Source organism: Haloarcula sp. K1, from assembly GCF_001647155.1.
Classification (GTDB): Archaea; Halobacteriota; Halobacteria; order Halobacteriales; family Haloarculaceae; genus Haloarcula; species Haloarcula hispanica.
Genome location: NZ_LRHL01000045.1, coordinates 310,572 through 325,893, shown reverse-complemented (window position 1 = coordinate 325,893; position 15,322 = coordinate 310,572). Strand labels below are relative to the sequence as shown.

Annotated in this window: 18 protein-coding genes; 11 read left to right on the top strand and 7 right to left on the bottom strand. The window is 63.6% G+C overall.

All coding sequences use genetic code 11. The features are described 5' to 3' along the window. Positions 1–79: 79 nt before the first annotated feature. Genes AV929_RS19900 through AV929_RS19880 form a run of 5 tightly spaced genes read right to left on the bottom strand, consistent with a single transcriptional unit; the run spans position 80 to position 4,987 of the window. Positions 80–778 carry an ABC transporter ATP-binding protein gene (locus AV929_RS19900; RefSeq protein ID WP_014031077.1) on the bottom strand — a complete coding sequence of 233 codons (699 nt, stop codon included), beginning with the start codon at positions 776–778 and terminating at the stop codon, positions 80–82. Further along, positions 778–1,584 carry an ABC transporter ATP-binding protein gene (locus AV929_RS19895; protein WP_064289086.1) on the bottom strand — a complete coding sequence of 269 codons (807 nt, stop codon included), beginning with the start codon at positions 1,582–1,584 and terminating at the stop codon, positions 778–780. Before AV929_RS19895 ends, AV929_RS19900 begins: the two co-directional genes overlap by 1 nt. Then, the gene (gene urtC / locus AV929_RS19890; protein WP_050038351.1) at positions 1,584–2,738 is read right to left on the bottom strand and encodes an urea ABC transporter, permease protein UrtC; all 1,155 of its coding nucleotides are present in this window, start codon (positions 2,736–2,738) and stop codon (positions 1,584–1,586) included. The genes AV929_RS19895 and urtC overlap by 1 nt, the downstream gene beginning before the upstream one ends. Continuing rightward, the gene (gene urtB / locus AV929_RS19885; protein ID WP_014031074.1) at positions 2,739–3,677 is read right to left on the bottom strand and encodes an urea ABC transporter, permease protein UrtB; all 939 of its coding nucleotides are present in this window, start codon (positions 3,675–3,677) and stop codon (positions 2,739–2,741) included. A gap of 2 nt (positions 3,678–3,679) precedes the next feature. Continuing rightward, positions 3,680–4,987 carry an urea ABC transporter substrate-binding protein gene (locus AV929_RS19880; protein ID WP_064289085.1) on the bottom strand — a complete coding sequence of 436 codons (1,308 nt, stop codon included), beginning with the start codon at positions 4,985–4,987 and terminating at the stop codon, positions 3,680–3,682. A gap of 633 nt (positions 4,988–5,620) precedes the next feature. Here AV929_RS19880 and AV929_RS19875 point away from each other — a divergent pair. The 7 genes from AV929_RS19875 to AV929_RS19845 are packed head-to-tail and all read left to right on the top strand — an operon-like array spanning position 5,621 to position 10,924. After that, positions 5,621–6,025: an urease subunit beta gene (locus tag AV929_RS19875; RefSeq protein ID WP_064289084.1), complete on the top strand. Its 405-nt coding sequence runs from the start codon at positions 5,621–5,623 to the stop codon at positions 6,023–6,025. Then, the gene (gene ureC, locus AV929_RS19870) at positions 6,022–7,728 is read left to right on the top strand and encodes an urease subunit alpha (protein ID WP_064289083.1); all 1,707 of its coding nucleotides are present in this window, start codon (positions 6,022–6,024) and stop codon (positions 7,726–7,728) included. The genes AV929_RS19875 and ureC overlap by 4 nt, the downstream gene beginning before the upstream one ends. Beyond that, entirely contained in the window at positions 7,725–8,138 is a 414-nt protein-coding gene (locus AV929_RS19865; protein WP_050038355.1) for an urease subunit gamma, read from the top strand. The genes ureC and AV929_RS19865 overlap by 4 nt, the downstream gene beginning before the upstream one ends. Next, positions 8,135–8,758, top strand: a complete 624-nt coding sequence (gene ureG / locus AV929_RS19860; protein ID WP_050038356.1) for an urease accessory protein UreG — start codon at positions 8,135–8,137, stop codon at positions 8,756–8,758. The genes AV929_RS19865 and ureG overlap by 4 nt, the downstream gene beginning before the upstream one ends. After that, the gene (locus AV929_RS19855; RefSeq protein WP_064289082.1) at positions 8,758–9,657 is read left to right on the top strand and encodes an urease accessory protein UreD; all 900 of its coding nucleotides are present in this window, start codon (positions 8,758–8,760) and stop codon (positions 9,655–9,657) included. Before ureG ends, AV929_RS19855 begins: the two co-directional genes overlap by 1 nt. Continuing rightward, positions 9,657–10,238, top strand: a complete 582-nt coding sequence (locus AV929_RS19850; RefSeq protein ID WP_050007601.1) for an urease accessory protein UreE — start codon at positions 9,657–9,659, stop codon at positions 10,236–10,238. Before AV929_RS19855 ends, AV929_RS19850 begins: the two co-directional genes overlap by 1 nt. Beyond that, entirely contained in the window at positions 10,235–10,924 is a 690-nt protein-coding gene (locus AV929_RS19845; protein WP_014031066.1) for an urease accessory protein UreF, read from the top strand. Before AV929_RS19850 ends, AV929_RS19845 begins: the two co-directional genes overlap by 4 nt. 91 nt (positions 10,925–11,015) lie before the next feature. On the opposite strand, the gene AV929_RS19840 is transcribed toward AV929_RS19845, so the two are convergent. Beyond that, on the bottom strand, positions 11,016–11,576 hold the full coding sequence (locus tag AV929_RS19840; RefSeq protein WP_050038358.1) for a class I SAM-dependent methyltransferase: 561 nt from the start codon (positions 11,574–11,576) through the stop codon (positions 11,016–11,018). Position 11,577: 1 nt separating this feature from the next. Further along, a complete protein-coding gene (locus tag AV929_RS19835) occupies positions 11,578–12,018 on the bottom strand; it encodes a DUF302 domain-containing protein (protein WP_014031064.1) in 441 nt (146 codons plus the stop codon). A gap of 454 nt (positions 12,019–12,472) precedes the next feature. On the opposite strand from AV929_RS19835, the gene trxA reads away from it, so the two are divergent. The 4 genes from trxA (at position 12,473) to AV929_RS19815 (ending at position 15,311) form a co-directional block, all read left to right on the top strand. Further along, positions 12,473–12,886 (top strand): thioredoxin, encoded by a 414-nt coding sequence (trxA, locus tag AV929_RS19830; RefSeq protein ID WP_014031063.1) that lies wholly within the window; start codon positions 12,473–12,475, stop codon positions 12,884–12,886. 265 nt (positions 12,887–13,151) lie between these two features. Beyond that, on the top strand, positions 13,152–14,402 hold the full coding sequence (locus tag AV929_RS19825; RefSeq protein ID WP_050038359.1) for a M20 family metallopeptidase: 1,251 nt from the start codon (positions 13,152–13,154) through the stop codon (positions 14,400–14,402). A gap of 94 nt (positions 14,403–14,496) precedes the next feature. Then, positions 14,497–14,715, top strand: coding sequence for a DUF2892 domain-containing protein (locus tag AV929_RS19820; RefSeq protein WP_050038360.1), 219 nt, complete (start codon positions 14,497–14,499; stop codon positions 14,713–14,715). Between the two features lie 2 nt (positions 14,716–14,717). Beyond that, positions 14,718–15,311 carry a class I SAM-dependent methyltransferase gene (locus AV929_RS19815; protein WP_064289081.1) on the top strand — a complete coding sequence of 198 codons (594 nt, stop codon included), beginning with the start codon at positions 14,718–14,720 and terminating at the stop codon, positions 15,309–15,311. The last annotated feature ends 11 nt before the right edge of the window (positions 15,312–15,322 follow it).

Here is a 15,322-nt window from a genome sequence, read left to right as displayed (position 1 = left end):
CGTATGCCGACTATGCCACAGCAGTCCGTATCGACTGCCAGCACACCAGCCACCTGGCGCGAAAATCCCGTAATCCGCCTCAGACCGCGAGGTACTCCGCAATCGCGTCCTCGTCGGCGATTGTCGACGGACCGAGTTCATCGACGACCGTCCCGCGCTCCATCGCGTAACAGCGGTCGGCCATCTCGCGGATGACCCCGAGGTTCTGCTCGACGAACAGAATCGTCGTCCCGAGGTCCTCGTTAATCGTCTGCATGTCCTGGCTGATTTGGTCAACGATAGATGGCTGGATGCCCTCGCTCGGTTCGTCAAGCAGGAGCAGGTCGGGGTTCGAGACCAGTGCCCGGCCGATGGCAAGCATCTGCTGTTGTCCGCCCGAGAGCGTCCCAGCCTCCTGACTGGCCCGCTCTTCGAGGACCGGGAAGTACTCGTATATCTGGTCGTACAGCGTCTCGTCGCTGTCCGACCGGATGGTCTCGCCCATCTTGATGTTCTGCTCGACGGTTAGCTTGGGGAACACGTCCCGGCCCTGCGGTATGTAGCCGATGCCGGCCCGTGCGCGCTCGTCGGCCGAGGTAGTCGTCAGGTCGGTGCCGTTGTACCGGATGGCCCCGTTGCTGGGTTCCAGTAGCCCCATCACAGTCTTCAGGAGCGTCGTCTTTCCGACCCCGTTTTTCCCCATCACGCCGACGATTTCCCCTTCCTCGACGGAGAGGTCCACGTCCCGCAGTATCGGTGTCGTGTCGTAGGCGGCGGTGACACTGTCGAGTTCGAGCATCACGACTCACCTCCCAGATATATCCGCTGGACCTCGGGGTCCGACTCTATCTCCTCGATTGGCCCTTCACGGAACACCTCACCGTTGTGCAGCACAGTCACTTCTTCGGCGATGTTCGCGACGAAGTCGGTGTCGTGTTCGATGACGACGAAGGCGATGCCTTGCTCCTCGTTGAGCCGAGTGATCCGCTCGGCGATGGCTTCGCGCTCGGCCACGTCGAGGCCGGCAACCGGTTCGTCAAGCAGGAGCAGGTCGGGTTCGAGTGCAGCGGCCATCCCGATTTCCAGTTGTTGTTGCTGCCCGTGTGAGAGTTGGCCGGCGTCAACGTCCTCGTAGCCGGTGAGCCCCGCAGCCTCGATGGCCTCGGCGACCAGCCGGCGTCGCTCCTCCCCGTCGGCGAACTGCTGGACGGGGAGCCTGACGTTCTCTCTGACGCTCAGGTCACCGTAGACGGACGGGACCTGGAATTTCATACTGATCCCGCGTGAGACCCGCTCGTGTGGGTCGAGGTCGGTGATATCGTGGCCGTTGTAGTAGATACTGCCGTCAGTGGCCTCGTACGAGCCGGTAATCAGGTTCAGCAACGTCGACTTACCGGCGCCGTTGGGACCGATGAGACAACGTAGCTCCCCCTCGGCGACCGAGAAGTCCACGTCGTCCGTGGCGGTGAACCCGCCGAACTGCTTGACGAGGCCGTCGGTCTGTAGCAGCGTCTCTGATCTGTCTCCCGTTGCCAGCTCCGCCGCAGTCTGTCGAACATTCGGTCCGAGCGAATCGATGTCGGATTCGGTTTCAGTATCACTCATTAGTCACTCACCTCACTCGACGCGTCGGGTGCGTCAGCCCCGCCGGCCTCGCCCGGACCGAGCCGGGCTTCGACGATCTGCTGGTGGACCCACGGGACGAACCCGCCGGGGAGCACCAGAATCGTCACCAGCAACAGGGACCCCAGCAGGACCAGCGCCAGCTCTCCGGCCATCGAGATGCGGAGGTATTCGACGCCCAGCGTGGCGACGACGGCCCCGAGCAGGCTCTTTCGGCCGCCGAGGCTCACCCAGATGACCGGCAGCGTCGCGAACAGCAGCGAGAACACGGTCGGATCGATGTAGACGTTCCGTGCGGCGTACAGCACGCCGGAAAGGCCCGCCAGCGCGCCCCCGAGCGTGAACACGACGAACTTGACGCGGGTCACGTTGTAGCCGAACATCTCGGTCCGGTCCTCGTCCTCGCGGACGGCGACCATCACGCGGCCGTAGTCCGAGTTGACCAGGGCGCGCAGCCCGAGGTACGCCCCGACCAGCAACGTCAGCACGAGGTAGTAGAACGGGCTGATCTCGACCGCCCCGATGCCGATTATCCGCATCGGGAACGGGTTGTAGATGAACTGGTAGGACGCCCCGCCGACGCCGAGGGTCAACAGGGGGATGTCCGGCATCCCGTTGAAGCCGCCCAGCGCCGCCTCGCCGATGGCCCACTCGGACCCGGCGGTCTGGGCCATGAACGTGTGCAGCACGATTGTCGAGACGAGCGTGATGATGGTCACGTAGACGTCGCGCACCCCGCCGTAGAACATGAAGTAGCCCAGTATCGCCGCGCTGACGCCACCGCCGACGATGCCGGCGATGACAGCAGCCGTGATACCGCCCGGGGTCGCATAGTTGATCGAGACGACGCCGAACGTGTAGGCCCCGATGCCGAAGAAGACGACCTGGCCGAAGCTCAGCACGCCCGAGTAGCCCCAGACGACCGACAGCGAGAGCCCCAGCAGGGCCAGTACCATGAACAGCGACAGCTGGGACCCGTCGCCGAACAGCGGGTAGACCGCAAGCGCCGCGACGGCGACGAGGAAGCCGACCCAGAACCCCCGCGAGTCGCCGATGGTGTTCGGCCCCTCGAACCGACTGCGGAGCCGACTCGGGAGCGAACTGTTCGCCTCGCCGTGTGCAGTGTCTGTCGACATTTACTCGCTCTCCTGTCTCCGTTTCCGTAGTTGTTCGATGAACCCGGTGATGCCGTCGGGGAGGAACCGCAGCGCGACGAGCGCGGCCACGAGCAACGCGATGCGGCCGATGAACGTCCCGTAGAGGTTCGAGAACACGGCCAGTATCGCCCCGAGGACGCCCCCCGACAGCGCGGTCCCGAGGACGACGCTCGGGCCCCCGACCACGACGGCGACGAACGACTCGACGAGGAACTGGTCCCCGAGCGTCGGCCGCATCGTGACGACCGGCGCGAAGAGCGCGCCCGTCAGTCCCGCCAGTGCCGACCCGATGCCGAACGTCAGCATGTACATGCGCTCGGTGTTGACGCCCATCGCCTGTGCGGTCTCCTTGTCCTGTATCGTCGCCCGGGCGCGCATCCCGAAGTCGGTCCGGGTGAACAGGTAGTAGGTGGCGACGAGCAGCCCGATGCTGACGCCGGCGAGGACGATTCGGTACGTCGAGTAGGAGAACGCACCGTACTCGATGGGGCCAAAGGGCGTCGAGAGGCCGTCGATGGAGTTGCCGTAGGCGATTCGGGTCCCCTGGGTCAGTATCAGGCTGAGCCCGAACGTGGCGACCATCGAGTCGGCCAGCCGGTCGTACAGCGGCTCGATGATGTCACGGCCGAGGGTCCGCTGGCTGACCCAGTTGGGCCACGCCCCGGAGATGATGACCCGCTCGGTCAGAATCCCGAACAGGCCGGTGACCAGGCCGCCGGCGACCATCGCCACGACGAGCGGGAGGCCGAGTTGCGTCACTGCCAGCGTCGCGGTGTAGGCACCGATGAGGATGAACTCCCCGTGTGCCAGGTTGATGACGCCCATGATCCCGAAGATGATGGCCAACCCCGCCGCGGCGAGCACGATGAACGCGAAGCTATCGAGGAACTGTAACGCGAGGTTGATGCCGTTTACCATCCCTATTCGGCCTCCTCGTAGTAGTCGACCGGGGTGTACTGGGTCTGTTCCTGGTTCTCGGGGAGGTTACAGCCGGCCGTCTCCGAGAGGAACGTTTCGGGTATCTGGCGGTTCTCGACGGCTTCGACGTTGTGTTCCTCGTCTGCGCGCATGATCCACATGTGGTGGTCGACGTGGTGGGTCGCACCATCGAGACGGATCGTCTCACCCTCTGGCGCTTCGGGTGCCTCTTCCGTGCCGAGTTCGATCCCCGACTCCAGGGCGTCGATGACTTCCGGCTGTTCGGTGGTGCCGGCCTGCTCGACGGCCTTCTTGTACATGTACGTCGAGAAGTAGTTGGTCTCGGCCTCCTCGTTGAGGTACGGCGCGTCGGGATACATTTCGAAGTACCGGTCGACGAAGCCGCCGTCGCCCGTGTTGCTCTCGGTCGGTACCTCCTCCATGTAGTTGACGCCGGCGTAGATATTGGCCATCGCCGGGGCATCGAGCCGTCGGTGCTCGTACCCCTGTGCCATCGCCGTCGAGGTGCCGATAGGAATGTCGAGGCCGGCCGAGGCCTTCTGTTCGTAGAACGACGTGTGGTTCGCGCCAACGAGCATCGACATCACGAAGTCCGGGTCGGCCTCCTGAATCCGGTTGATGGTCGACCCGAAGGAGGACTCGCTCAGCGGGATGAACTCCTCGCCGAGGACGTTCGCGTCGTTTTCGTTGGCCAGCACCTTCACCCAGTCCGCGGAGAGCTGGCCGAAGTTGTAGTCAGCCGCGATAGTGTAGATGTCTGGGCCGAACTCCTCGACCAGGTACGGGAGGACGATGCCGAGTTGCTGGCGCGCGGTCGGGCCGACCGCGAAGGTGAACTCGTCGCAGACGCCGCCCTCGTACTGGGTGGTGTAGAAGTACAGCTGTTCGTTGCGGTCGATTATCGGCCGGATGGCCTCCCGGGTCGCCGAGGAGTAGCCGGCCCACAGCGCGTCGACGTTCTCCTCGTTGATGGCCGTTCGGGTGAGTTCCTGATAGCGCTGATTGTCCGACTGTGGGTCGCGCTGGAACGTCTCGATTTGCTTCCCGTCGATACCGCCGTTGGCGTTGATTTCCTCGATAGCGAGCATCGACGCCTTTGCTTTCGGGTCGCCAACGAGGGCGAAGTTCCCGGACTGATCCTCGAGGACGCCGATTTTGAGTGTCTCGGCGCTGCTCGCGGTATCGGTCGAAGTTCCACCTTCACCGGCCGAACAGCCGGCGAGGCCAGTGACGAGTGCGGCCCCGCTCGCGCCGAGGAACTGGCGCCGACTGACAGACGGACGACTCATGCTTTCACCACCAGTTTCTGATTGTTGTTGGAGCTATTATACCCACATTCCTTGTTCATATCTCGTCCTTTGTTCGTGATATCCGAACGTTCGTCCATGATTTCGATCACAGTGTTGCCGTCCGGGAGGGGGAAAATAAGGTTTACCACTCTTATCTTATATTGTCCGCCATACAGTCTGGAGAGTATAAGGTCGTCAAAGGATATGACGAATAGGCATCGAAATCGCTAGAATTGGCGTGCAAATTTGCATTATTTAGTAATTTTAGCATGTTTCTAGTCAATGCGGCAAAAATAGAAAATAATGGTATTTTTCCGTCGCAGCGGTTTGTCTTGCCGCAGTCGGCGAGTTTTGTGCTCTTGTCCCTCCAAATCGCCCGTCATATTCTCGCCCGCGCTACAGGAGCCACCTATCGTCGGCACTGCCAGCAGACTGGACGTGAGTCGTGTTGGCTTCGGGAAGTAGGACAATTCGATAGTCGAACCCCTTTATGTAGGGCCGAAACTTTAGCATTTAATCCGGTTCTCGATATAGAGGCGTCACTTGCGCAGAGAGCAATCATTTTAGTATGTGTATTCAAAGAGAAGGGCAGATGATAGACAAACAGTCAGAAATACTCGAGGCGGTGGCGCGATGAGCGATGGACTCGTGCCCGGTGAGGTCATCCCGGGTGAAGGGACAGTGACGCTGAACGAAGGCCGAGAGACGACGGAAGTGACTGTCGGGAACACCGGCGACAGACCCTCGCAAGTCGGGTCGCACTTCCACTTCTTCGAGGCTAATGCGGCCCTGGAGTTCGACCGCGAGGCGGCCATGGGGATGCGGCTGAACATCCCCGCCGGGACGGCCGTCCGATTCGAACCCGGCGACGAACAAACGGTCGAACTCGTCGAAATCGGCGGGAAGCGACGTGCTCACGGAATGAACGGCCTCGTGAACGGGAGCGTCGACGGCGATACGGGCGACGCGGTCGAACGCATGCGGGCGGCCGGGTTCCGGGACACCGGGGCCGACGGCGACGAGGAGGGAGCGGAGTGACACGCGACATCGACCGCGAGAACTACGCCGAGCTGTACGGGCCAACGACGGGTGACAAGGTCCGCCTGGGTGACACGGAACTGTTCGCCGAAGTCGAGGACGACCTGCGGACCCACGGCGACGAGGCGGTGTTCGGCGGCGGGAAGACGCTCCGGGACGGGCTGGGAATGGCCCCCGGCGTCACACAGGCGGAGGGCGCGCTCGACTGGGTGCTGACGAACGCGACGATTATCGACCCGATACTCGGTATCGTCGCCGCCGACATCGGCATCCGGAACGGCGAGATCGCCGGCATCGGGAAGGCCGGCAACCCCGACACGATGGACGGCGTCGACATGGTCGTCGGCCCGTCGACGGACGTCTACCCCGCCGAGGGGAAGATTGCCACCGCTGGCGGCCTCGACATCCACATCCACTTCAACTCCGCACAGCTCCACGAACACGCGCTCTCGGGCGGTATCACGACAATGCTCGGTGGCGGGTACGGCGGCGGCGCGACGACGACCACGACCGGCCCAGAGAACGTCAAACGCTTCCTGCAGGCCGCCGAAGCGTGGCCGGTCAACGTTGGCTTCTACGGGAAGGGCAACGCCTCCGACCCCGGCCCGCTCCGCGAGCAGGTCGAGGCCGGTGCCTGCGGGCTGAAACTCCACGAAGACTGGGGGTCGACGCCCGAGACGATCAATACCTGTCTCGAAGTCGCCGAGGACGAGGACGTGCAGGTGTGTATGCACACGGACACGCTGAACGAAGCCGGATTCCTCGAGAACACGTTCGGTGCCGTCGACGGCCGGACCATGCACCTGTTCCACATCGAGGGCGCGGGCGGCGGCCACGCCCCGGACATCATGGAGATGGTCGGCGAGCCGAACATGCTGCCGTCGTCGACGAACCCCTCGATGCCCTACACCGACAACACGTTCGATGAACATCTGGACATGGTAATGGTGTGTCATCACCTCAACCCCGACGTGCCGGAGGACGTGGCCTTCGCCGAGTCCCGCGTTCGCGCAGAGACAATCGCCGCCGAGGACGTGCTTCACGACATGGGCGCGATATCGATGATGACCTCCGACTCGCAGGCGATGGGCCGGATGGCCGAAGTCATCCCGCGGACGTGGCAGACGGCCTCGAAGATGAAGTCCCAGCGCGGCCCGCTCTCCGAGGACGAGGGGACCGGCGCGGACAACCACCGCATCAAGCGCTACATCGCGAAGTACACCGTCAACCCAGCTATCAGCGCGGGCATCGAGAAGCACGTCGGAACGCTCGAACCCGGCAAGCTCGCCGATATCTGCCTGTGGGACCCTGCGTTCTTCGGCGTCAAGCCGGCGATGACGTTCAAGGGCGGCTTCCCGGTCCACTCGGAGATGGGCGAGGCCAACGGGTCGTTGATGACCTGCGAACCGATTCTCCAGCGGGAACGCGCTGGCGCGGTCGGCAAGGCCAAACAGGCCCTCTCGCTGTCGTTCGTGTCCCCGGCTGCTGCCGAAGCCAACGTCGGCGAGGAATACGGCCTCGATTCCCGTGTCGTTCCCATTGAGGGCGCACGCACGCCCGGCAAGGACGACATGGTGTACAACAGCTACTGCCCCGACGACATCGAAGTCGACCCCGAGACCTTCGAGGTCCGGGTCGACGGTGACCACGTTACCTGCGAACCGTCTTCCGAACTCCCACTCGCACAGCGGTACATGCTATGAAACTCACAGCCAAAGAACAGGAACGACTCACGGTCTTCACCGCCGCAGAGGTCGCGCGACGCCGCAAGGAACGCGGCGTCCCGCTGAACCACCCCGAAGCCGTCGCCTACATCAGCGACTGGTGCATCGAGCGCGGACGGGACGGCCAGTCGGTCGCCGAAATCCGCTCCGGCGCGTCGAAACTGCTCGGCCGCGAGGACGTGATGGACGGCGTCCCGGAGATGATCGACATGATTCAGGTCGAACCCGTTTTCCCTGACGGGACGAAACTGGTCACGGTTCACGACCCGATCCGGTCCGACAGCGTCGGGTCAGCCGACGATGATGTGGAAGAGGCAGAGGCGGCGACTGATGGCGGTCACGGCGTTACAACCGACAGCGGCGACGAACGAACGGACAGGGACGAATGAGCCTCACACACCGCGACGTGGCGACGGTCGGTATCGGCGGCCCGGTCGGCTCCGGAAAGACCTCGCTGCTGACCGCGCTCGTCCCGAAACTGCGCGAACAGGGCCTGGACGTGGGCGTCATCGCCAACGACATCCTCACCCAGGAGGACGCCGACGTCCTGCGCGAACGCTTCGCTGGGGTCGTCCCGGAGGACCTCGTCGCCGGCGTCGAAACAGGCGCGTGCCCGCATACGGGCATCCGCGAGGACCCGTCGATGAACCTCCAGCAGATCGACTCGTTCCTGGCTGACCACCCGGAACTTGACCTGGTGCTGGTCGAGAGCGGCGGCGACAACCTCGCGGCGACGTTCAACCCCGAACTCGCCGACTACTCGCTGTACGTCATCTCGGTCGCGGAGGGGGAAGACATCCCTCGAAAGCGCGGGCCGGGAGTGGTCGATTGTGACCTGCTCGTCATCAACAAGACGGACCTCGCGCCCCACGTCGGCGTCGACCTCGACGTGATGGAGCGGGACGCCGACGAGGTCCGGGACGGGCCGGTCGTCTTCACCAACTGTAAGGACGAGACGAACATCGACGAGGTGCTGTCACACGTCCGCGAGGGGGTGCTGTTCGCCTGATGGCCGCCGACGCGCCCCATCCGGCGTTCGAGGTGTATGCGACCGAGGCCGTGCCACAGGCCGCCGTAGGGTCGCCGGGGAAAGACGGCGTGCTCGAACTGACCTTCGAGCGGACGGCCGACGGGACGACCCTGGTCCACGACTACGCCACGGTCCCGTTCCACGTCTCGGGAACGCTGGGACACGACCCACATCCCGACGCTGACACAGTTTTCATCCAGTCACCGACCGGCGGCGTCGCACAGGGCGACCGCCACGACGTGTCGATAACTGTCGGAGACGAGGCCGTCGCGCACGTCTCGACACAGAGTTCGACGAAAGTCCAGACGATGACGTGCAACTACGCCGCCGCCGACACGACCCTCAGCGTCGGCGCCGGCGGCCACCTGGATTACGTGCCCGAACCGACGATTCTCCACGCCGATTCAAGATACGTGCAGGAGATGACGGTAGACCTGTCGCCCGGCGCAACCGCCGTCGTCAGTGACGTGGTTGTCCCTGGACGCCTCGCTCGGGGCGAGCGCTTCGAGTTCGAGCGATATCTCTCCCGCGTGCGCGGGACCGGGCCTGACGGACTCTTGTTCGAGGACGCAACTCATCTGACGCCGGAAGACAGGGACCCGACAGTACCCGGCGTTCTCGGCGAGTTCACCGTCTACGGGACGACGTTCGTCCTCGCGCCGGACCACGACGAATCCGAACTGAGTGACGCGCTACATGCGGCCGTCACCGACGACGAGGCCCGGGCCGGTGCGACAGCACTCCCCAACGGGGCCGGCGTTGCGGTCCGTGCTCTGGGTGACCGGGCCGAGACCGTCCAGGCGGCGCTCCACGCGGCCTGGGACCACGCCAGACAGGAACTGCTGGACGCGCCCGCGCCGTCCGGGAGGAAGTACTGATGCTGGTCGCAGACACCTATCTCGGCCACCGCGACGACGCGACCGTTGCGGAAGATATCGATACGTCGGACCACGCTACGGTCGTGCTCTCTGACACCGAACGCCAACGCTCGCGAGTCCGCACTGAGACGACAGACGGCTGTGACCTCGGTATCGTGGTCGCCCGCGACCTCGCTGACGGCGACGTGCTGGAAGCTGAAGACGGCACACTCGTCGTCGTCGAACTCGCCGCCATCGAGGCCCTCGTGCTCGATTTCGCCGACAGCGAGGTGTCACCGACCGCGGCGCTGGAACTCGGTCACGCAGTCGGGAACAGACACTGGAACCTCGCGGTCCGCGACCGAGAGACCCTGTTCCCCGTGACCGACTCGAAGGAACGGATGGAGACGACTGTCGCAGAACTGCTGCCCGCAGACGTGCCGACGCGGTACGAACACGTTCCGCCGACAACGTTCGATGATGAAGGGGTTGACCACACGCACCGCGACGGTACCGGCATGCACGACGGCGACGGCCACAGTCACGGCGGCGGCCACGCCCACGACCACGGCGTCCGGACTATCGATGGGGGCGACCAATGAGCGACGCCGCAGCGCTCGAATCGTTCCGGCTCGCGGACTCGTTCCTCCCGGTCGGGACCTACACCGTCTCCTACGGACTGGAACAGTTCATTCAGGACGACCGGGTCGAAGACGCGGCAGACCTCGAAGCGCTCCTGTCGACGTACCTCCGCCAGCAAGTCGGACCCGCCGAACTCGTCGCGCTCCGGGCTGCACACGCCGCCGCAGCCGATGGGAATTTCGAAGCGGTCTGTCGGGCCGACCGGCGGCTTTCGGCCGTGACGCTGGCCGCGGAGTTCCGCGAGAGCGCCCAGCAGTCCGGCGACCGACTGCTCTCGCTTCAGACAGAACTGTGTGAGGAGGCGCTGCTGGACCGCTACGCCGAACGCGTCGACGCCGACGAAGCGCCCGGCAACTACGCCGTGGTGCTCGGCGTTGCGACAGCCCTGGCCGATGTGGCTGTCCGTGACGCCTGCTTGCTGTGCTGTCACGGGTTCGTCACCGGACTGCTGGGTGCGGCCCAGCGCCTCCTCTCGCTCGGCCACACGGACGCCCAGCGAATCCTGGATGACCTACAGCCGGTGATGACGGCCGCAGTCGACGATAGCGCGGATCAGGGGATAGACGAGATGACACCGTTCGCACCGCTGGTGGATGTGCTGGCCGCCGAGCACGAACGTGCGGAGCGGCGGCTGTTCGCCAGTTAACGGCCGACCCACGACGGCGGAATCCCTTGACCCGGAGGGTCCGAGTTGCACTCGGCCAGAGCAGAAATGACGTGACCGGTAGCCAGTTCTGTTATTCGGCACTCGCAACGAGCAGGAACGTCTCCGGTCGCACCGCCTCGAACTCGATTGTGAATCCGTGCTGGCGGAGCGCGTCCGTTGCCTCAGTAGCGGAAAACCGCTCGTCGACGGGCGGGCCGTTGCGACCACTGCCGGAGGCCGCCCAATCGGCGATGGCGAACGTCCCGCCTGAGTTGAGCACCCGTGCGACCTCGTTCAGCGCCCCGTCGCTAGCGAATTCGTGGTACGTCATCGTCGAGAACGCCCCGTCGAGACTGCCGGTATCGAACGGGAGGTCGTCGACCGCACTCGTCACGAGGTCGACGTTGTCAGGGACGCCTTTCTCCCGATAGTAGTCGTGCATCGCTTCCTGAATGTCGACAGCGTACACTGATTCGACGGCCGGTGCGATGTCGTCGGTGTAGAACCCGGTCCCGCTCCCGAGGTCCGTGACCGTCTCGTCACTCTCGGGTGAGAGCGCCCAGTGCAACTCTTCTGCAGAGAGTGAGCGGTACCGTTGCTGGGCGTCTTCGAGTTTGTCGGCCCGGCCGGCGTCGAACGTGTGATACCCCATGTTAGAGGTTCCGGAACGCCTCGTCGACGATTTCGCCGGTGTCGGCGACGATGTCCGCCATCTCCTCGTTGTCGGGAGCCATCCCGACGAGGCGGGCGATTCGCATAATCGAGACGTGATAGACGCGCTGTTGTCCGGGTTCTTCTTCCCAAATGACGACGTTACAGGCCATGAGCGCACCGAGTTTGTTGTCTGTCGCATCGAGAGCGCGGTCAGCGACTTCGGGGTTACAGGCCCCCAACACGTAGTAGGGGTCACGGTCCGCATCGATCTTCTCGTTGAGCATTTCGGAGGGCGAGAACTCGACGGGGACACCGAACCCGGCGTCGGTGAACACGTCTCGGACGTGTTCGATGGCGTCTTCGTGGCTCATTTCGAGCGTCGCCTGTTGTTCGCCGATGTCTTCGGGGTCGATCTGGCTCGGGTCGATTGGGAGTACCATTCGTGTGTTGTATTGTGCCTACAGAGCAAAGTCTCTTCGGATACGGTGTCGAAAGGACGGAGAGAATTTTCGAGTACCGGATCGAGAAGTGGGGTCGCCACTCGTCGATATTGCAACCGTAGCTCGTCGGCGGAGTATGTCTTGTATGTGGTACGTCGGAATCGATGTGGCTATCAAATGGCTAGTAAAGTACGCCATTACCGACCACTTCCACGGGTACTGAGGCAATTCTACCTGTGAACCCCACACGATAGGCCACACCGACTTGTTGTCATATATGAGACTGGCCGGCCCCGGTTACCGTTTGAGAGAACCGACGGCTGTGACGCCGAGGGTGAGAATCGACTGCTGGTCAGATCACACTCTTGACTTTCGTATAGACTCCCGCAGTGCAACCCAGTATTGCAAAGGGTGTACAAAACAAATAAGTCGATCCGGTCCGAATGTCGGAGTGATGACTGACGAGCTAGAGGAGATCAGACGACAAAAACTGGACGAGCTTCGTACCCGGGGTGAGTCGGGTAGTACCAACGAATCTGAATCAGGAGACCCCTCTGAGCCGATTACGGTCGATGGAAAAGCCGAGTTGTCCGACACGACTACCGATCACGACGTGGTTCTGGTCGACTTCTACGCCGACTGGTGTGGGCCGTGCCAAATGCTCGAACCCGTCGTCGAAACCGTCGCGGCCGAGACCGCCGCGACAGTGGCGAAAATCGACGTCGACGCGAACCAGGAGCTCGCCGCCGAGTACGGCGTTCGGGGAGTCCCGACGCTGCTTCTGTTTGCCGACGGGGAGCCGGTCGAGCGACTCGTCGGAATGCAGGACGAATCACAACTGCGTGCCGTAATCGAAAAGTACGCGTGATTCGGGCGGTAGCGAGTTTCCCTGAGAGAAACGGAGGCAAATCCCGTCTTACAAGCGTGGGGGACTCGTAGCGGTTCATCTGGACTCCGTTCTGTAGTCGTTTCTCTCCACGGCCGGGCTCCACGTATAATACTACACAGTATTGTAATATCTGCGAAATACTTTTGCGCACACTGATTCTATTATAAGATATGACGTTGGTTTTCACCCACCCAGAAACGGCCTGGACGACAGCAAAGGACGTTAACGGTATATTCGGCCACACATGAGTCCCGCTGTTCCCCTCACCTACGTTCGAGACCGCCGCGAGGAACTGGTCACACTCGCCCTCGACCTCCTGGCGATAGACACGTCGAACCCGCCCGGGGATACGCGTGCGATTGTGACCGAGATCGAGGGATTCCTCGACCCGCTGCCGGTCGACGTCAAGCGGTTCGCAGTCGACCCGGCGAAGCCGAACCTCCTCGTTGGGATTCCCGGTGAGTCGGACCGAACGCTGCTGTACAACGGGCATCTCGATACGGTGCCCTTCGAGGCCGACGCATGGACTCACGCTCCGCTCGGCGAGCGCGTCGACGACCGCGTGTACGGCCGCGGCGCGACCGATATGAAAGGTGCCGTGGCATCGATGCTGCTTGCCATCCAGGCTTTCGCCGCAACCGACGCTGAACCGCCTGTCACGCTCCTGTTTGCCTTCGTGAGCGACGAGGAAGTGGGCGGTGACGCCGGCCTTCCCGCACTGTTGGAGTCCGGGAAACTCGACGCGGACGCGTGCGTGATCGGCGAACCGACCTGCGAGGCGGGCCGGCATTCCGTCACGGTTGCTGACCGGGGCAGCATCTGGTTGACACTCGAAGCCAGCGGCGAGGGGGCCCACGGTTCCCGGCCGATGCTGGGCATCAACGCGGTCGACCGACTCTACGACGCCGTCGAGACGCTGCGGGACCGCTTTGGTTCTAGACGACTCGATATCGCCCCCGAAGTGGAACCGATCGTCGACGAGTCGGTCGAATACTACGCCCCGTCGCTGGGCGAGGATGTCGCTCGTGATCTGTTCCGGTACCCCTCTATCAACCTCGGTGTTCTCGAAGGCGGCGATGCGATAAACAGCGTCCCGCAGTCCGCCCGCGCCGAAATCGATATCCGACTGACCGCCGGGGTGGAGACGCCCGACGTGCTCTCGGAGATCCGGTCCTGTGTCACCGACTGTGAGGGGATTACGATTACCGATGTCTCCTGGAGCGTCGGGACTGCCGAGGAGTCCGACAGCCCGCTCGTCGAAGCGGTCACGTCGACGGCGGCGGACGTCACAGGTGAACGCGTCTTCCGACGGAGTGCCACGGGCGGCGGCGATGCCAAGACGCTCCGGAACGCGGGCATTCCGACCGTCGAGTTTGCGCTCGGGACCGATACCGTCCACACCCCCGACGAGTACGTCCCGGTCGATGTGCTCGTCGACAATGCAGCCGTCTACACGAGACTGCCGGCAGTGTGGGCGTCACAGACAGCACCGTAGCAGTCCGTTGCGGTGTGATTTTGTCGGCGCGACTGCTCTGGTGGCCGCCGTGCATCGAGTAAGACTTAGGTGCTTGTATTGTGTATTTGTGGATATGAAGCGCAATATTGGGTCCTCGGATAGACTGACCCGCATCGCTGTTGGCCTCGTGCTGGCAGTTGCTGGACTGGCGACGCTCGGCGGTCTGCTGGGCTTCGGAACGACGGTCGGCGCGGTCGCGACACTGCTTGGTGTCGTCCTCGTCGCGACTGGCCTCGTCCGGATGTGCCTCCTGTACCGACTGCTGGGTATCGACACGTCGGGTTCCCGCTAGGGATGGACCGGTTCCAGAACACCGGCCAGCCCGACTGGGACTGGTGGGGCAAACTCTGGCCGACGCCCGGCGCGACGCTCCGGACACTCGGTGTCGCGTCCGGCGAGTCGGTCGCCGAGGTCGGCTGTGGAAGCGGGTACTTTGCGCTCCCAGCCGCCCGCATCGTCGAGCCCGAGCCGGTGTACGCGCTCGATCTGGATGCGGCCCTCCTCGACGAACTCGAAGATCTCGCCGACCAACAGGAGATCGAGAACGTCGTCCCAATCCACGGCGATGCTCGGAACCTGCCTTCGGCGCTCACTGCCCGCGTCGACACGCTCATGATAGCAAACACGTTGCACGGCGTCGACGACCAGTCCGGCTTTATCCGACAGGCCTTCCGGGCGATTGAGGCTGGCGGGAGCCTACTCGTCGTGAACTGGCACGGCCGTCCGCGCGAAACCACGACCGTTGCGGGCGAACCGCGAGGGCCGCCGACGGGGCTTCGGATGCCCCCAGCGGCAACCGAGGATGCGGTGCTCTCGGCGTCGGAGTTCACGCTTGAGCGGCAGGTCGAACTGCCGCCGTACCACTACGCCCTCGTGTTCACCCGATAGAGATAGCGGCG

Coding starts and splice junctions, on each gene's coding strand:
- AV929_RS19900 (WP_014031077.1), bottom strand. CDS start 778: ATGCTCGAACTCGACAGTGTCACCGCCGCCTACGACACGACACCGATA.
- AV929_RS19895 (WP_064289086.1), bottom strand. CDS start 1,584: ATGAGTGATACTGAAACCGAATCCGACATCGATTCGCTCGGACCGAAT.
- urtC (WP_050038351.1), bottom strand. CDS start 2,738: ATGTCGACAGACACTGCACACGGCGAGGCGAACAGTTCGCTCCCGAGT.
- urtB (WP_014031074.1), bottom strand. CDS start 3,677: ATGGTAAACGGCATCAACCTCGCGTTACAGTTCCTCGATAGCTTCGCG.
- AV929_RS19880 (WP_064289085.1), bottom strand. CDS start 4,987: ATGAGTCGTCCGTCTGTCAGTCGGCGCCAGTTCCTCGGCGCGAGCGGG.
- AV929_RS19875 (WP_064289084.1), top strand. CDS start 5,621: ATGAGCGATGGACTCGTGCCCGGTGAGGTCATCCCGGGTGAAGGGACA.
- AV929_RS19865 (WP_050038355.1), top strand. CDS start 7,725: ATGAAACTCACAGCCAAAGAACAGGAACGACTCACGGTCTTCACCGCC.
- ureG (WP_050038356.1), top strand. CDS start 8,135: ATGAGCCTCACACACCGCGACGTGGCGACGGTCGGTATCGGCGGCCCG.
- AV929_RS19855 (WP_064289082.1), top strand. CDS start 8,758: ATGGCCGCCGACGCGCCCCATCCGGCGTTCGAGGTGTATGCGACCGAG.
- AV929_RS19850 (WP_050007601.1), top strand. CDS start 9,657: ATGCTGGTCGCAGACACCTATCTCGGCCACCGCGACGACGCGACCGTT.
- AV929_RS19845 (WP_014031066.1), top strand. CDS start 10,235: ATGAGCGACGCCGCAGCGCTCGAATCGTTCCGGCTCGCGGACTCGTTC.
- AV929_RS19840 (WP_050038358.1), bottom strand. CDS start 11,576: ATGGGGTATCACACGTTCGACGCCGGCCGGGCCGACAAACTCGAAGAC.
- AV929_RS19835 (WP_014031064.1), bottom strand. CDS start 12,018: ATGGTACTCCCAATCGACCCGAGCCAGATCGACCCCGAAGACATCGGC.
- trxA (WP_014031063.1), top strand. CDS start 12,473: ATGACTGACGAGCTAGAGGAGATCAGACGACAAAAACTGGACGAGCTT.
- AV929_RS19825 (WP_050038359.1), top strand. CDS start 13,152: ATGAGTCCCGCTGTTCCCCTCACCTACGTTCGAGACCGCCGCGAGGAA.
- AV929_RS19820 (WP_050038360.1), top strand. CDS start 14,497: ATGAAGCGCAATATTGGGTCCTCGGATAGACTGACCCGCATCGCTGTT.
- AV929_RS19815 (WP_064289081.1), top strand. CDS start 14,718: ATGGACCGGTTCCAGAACACCGGCCAGCCCGACTGGGACTGGTGGGGC.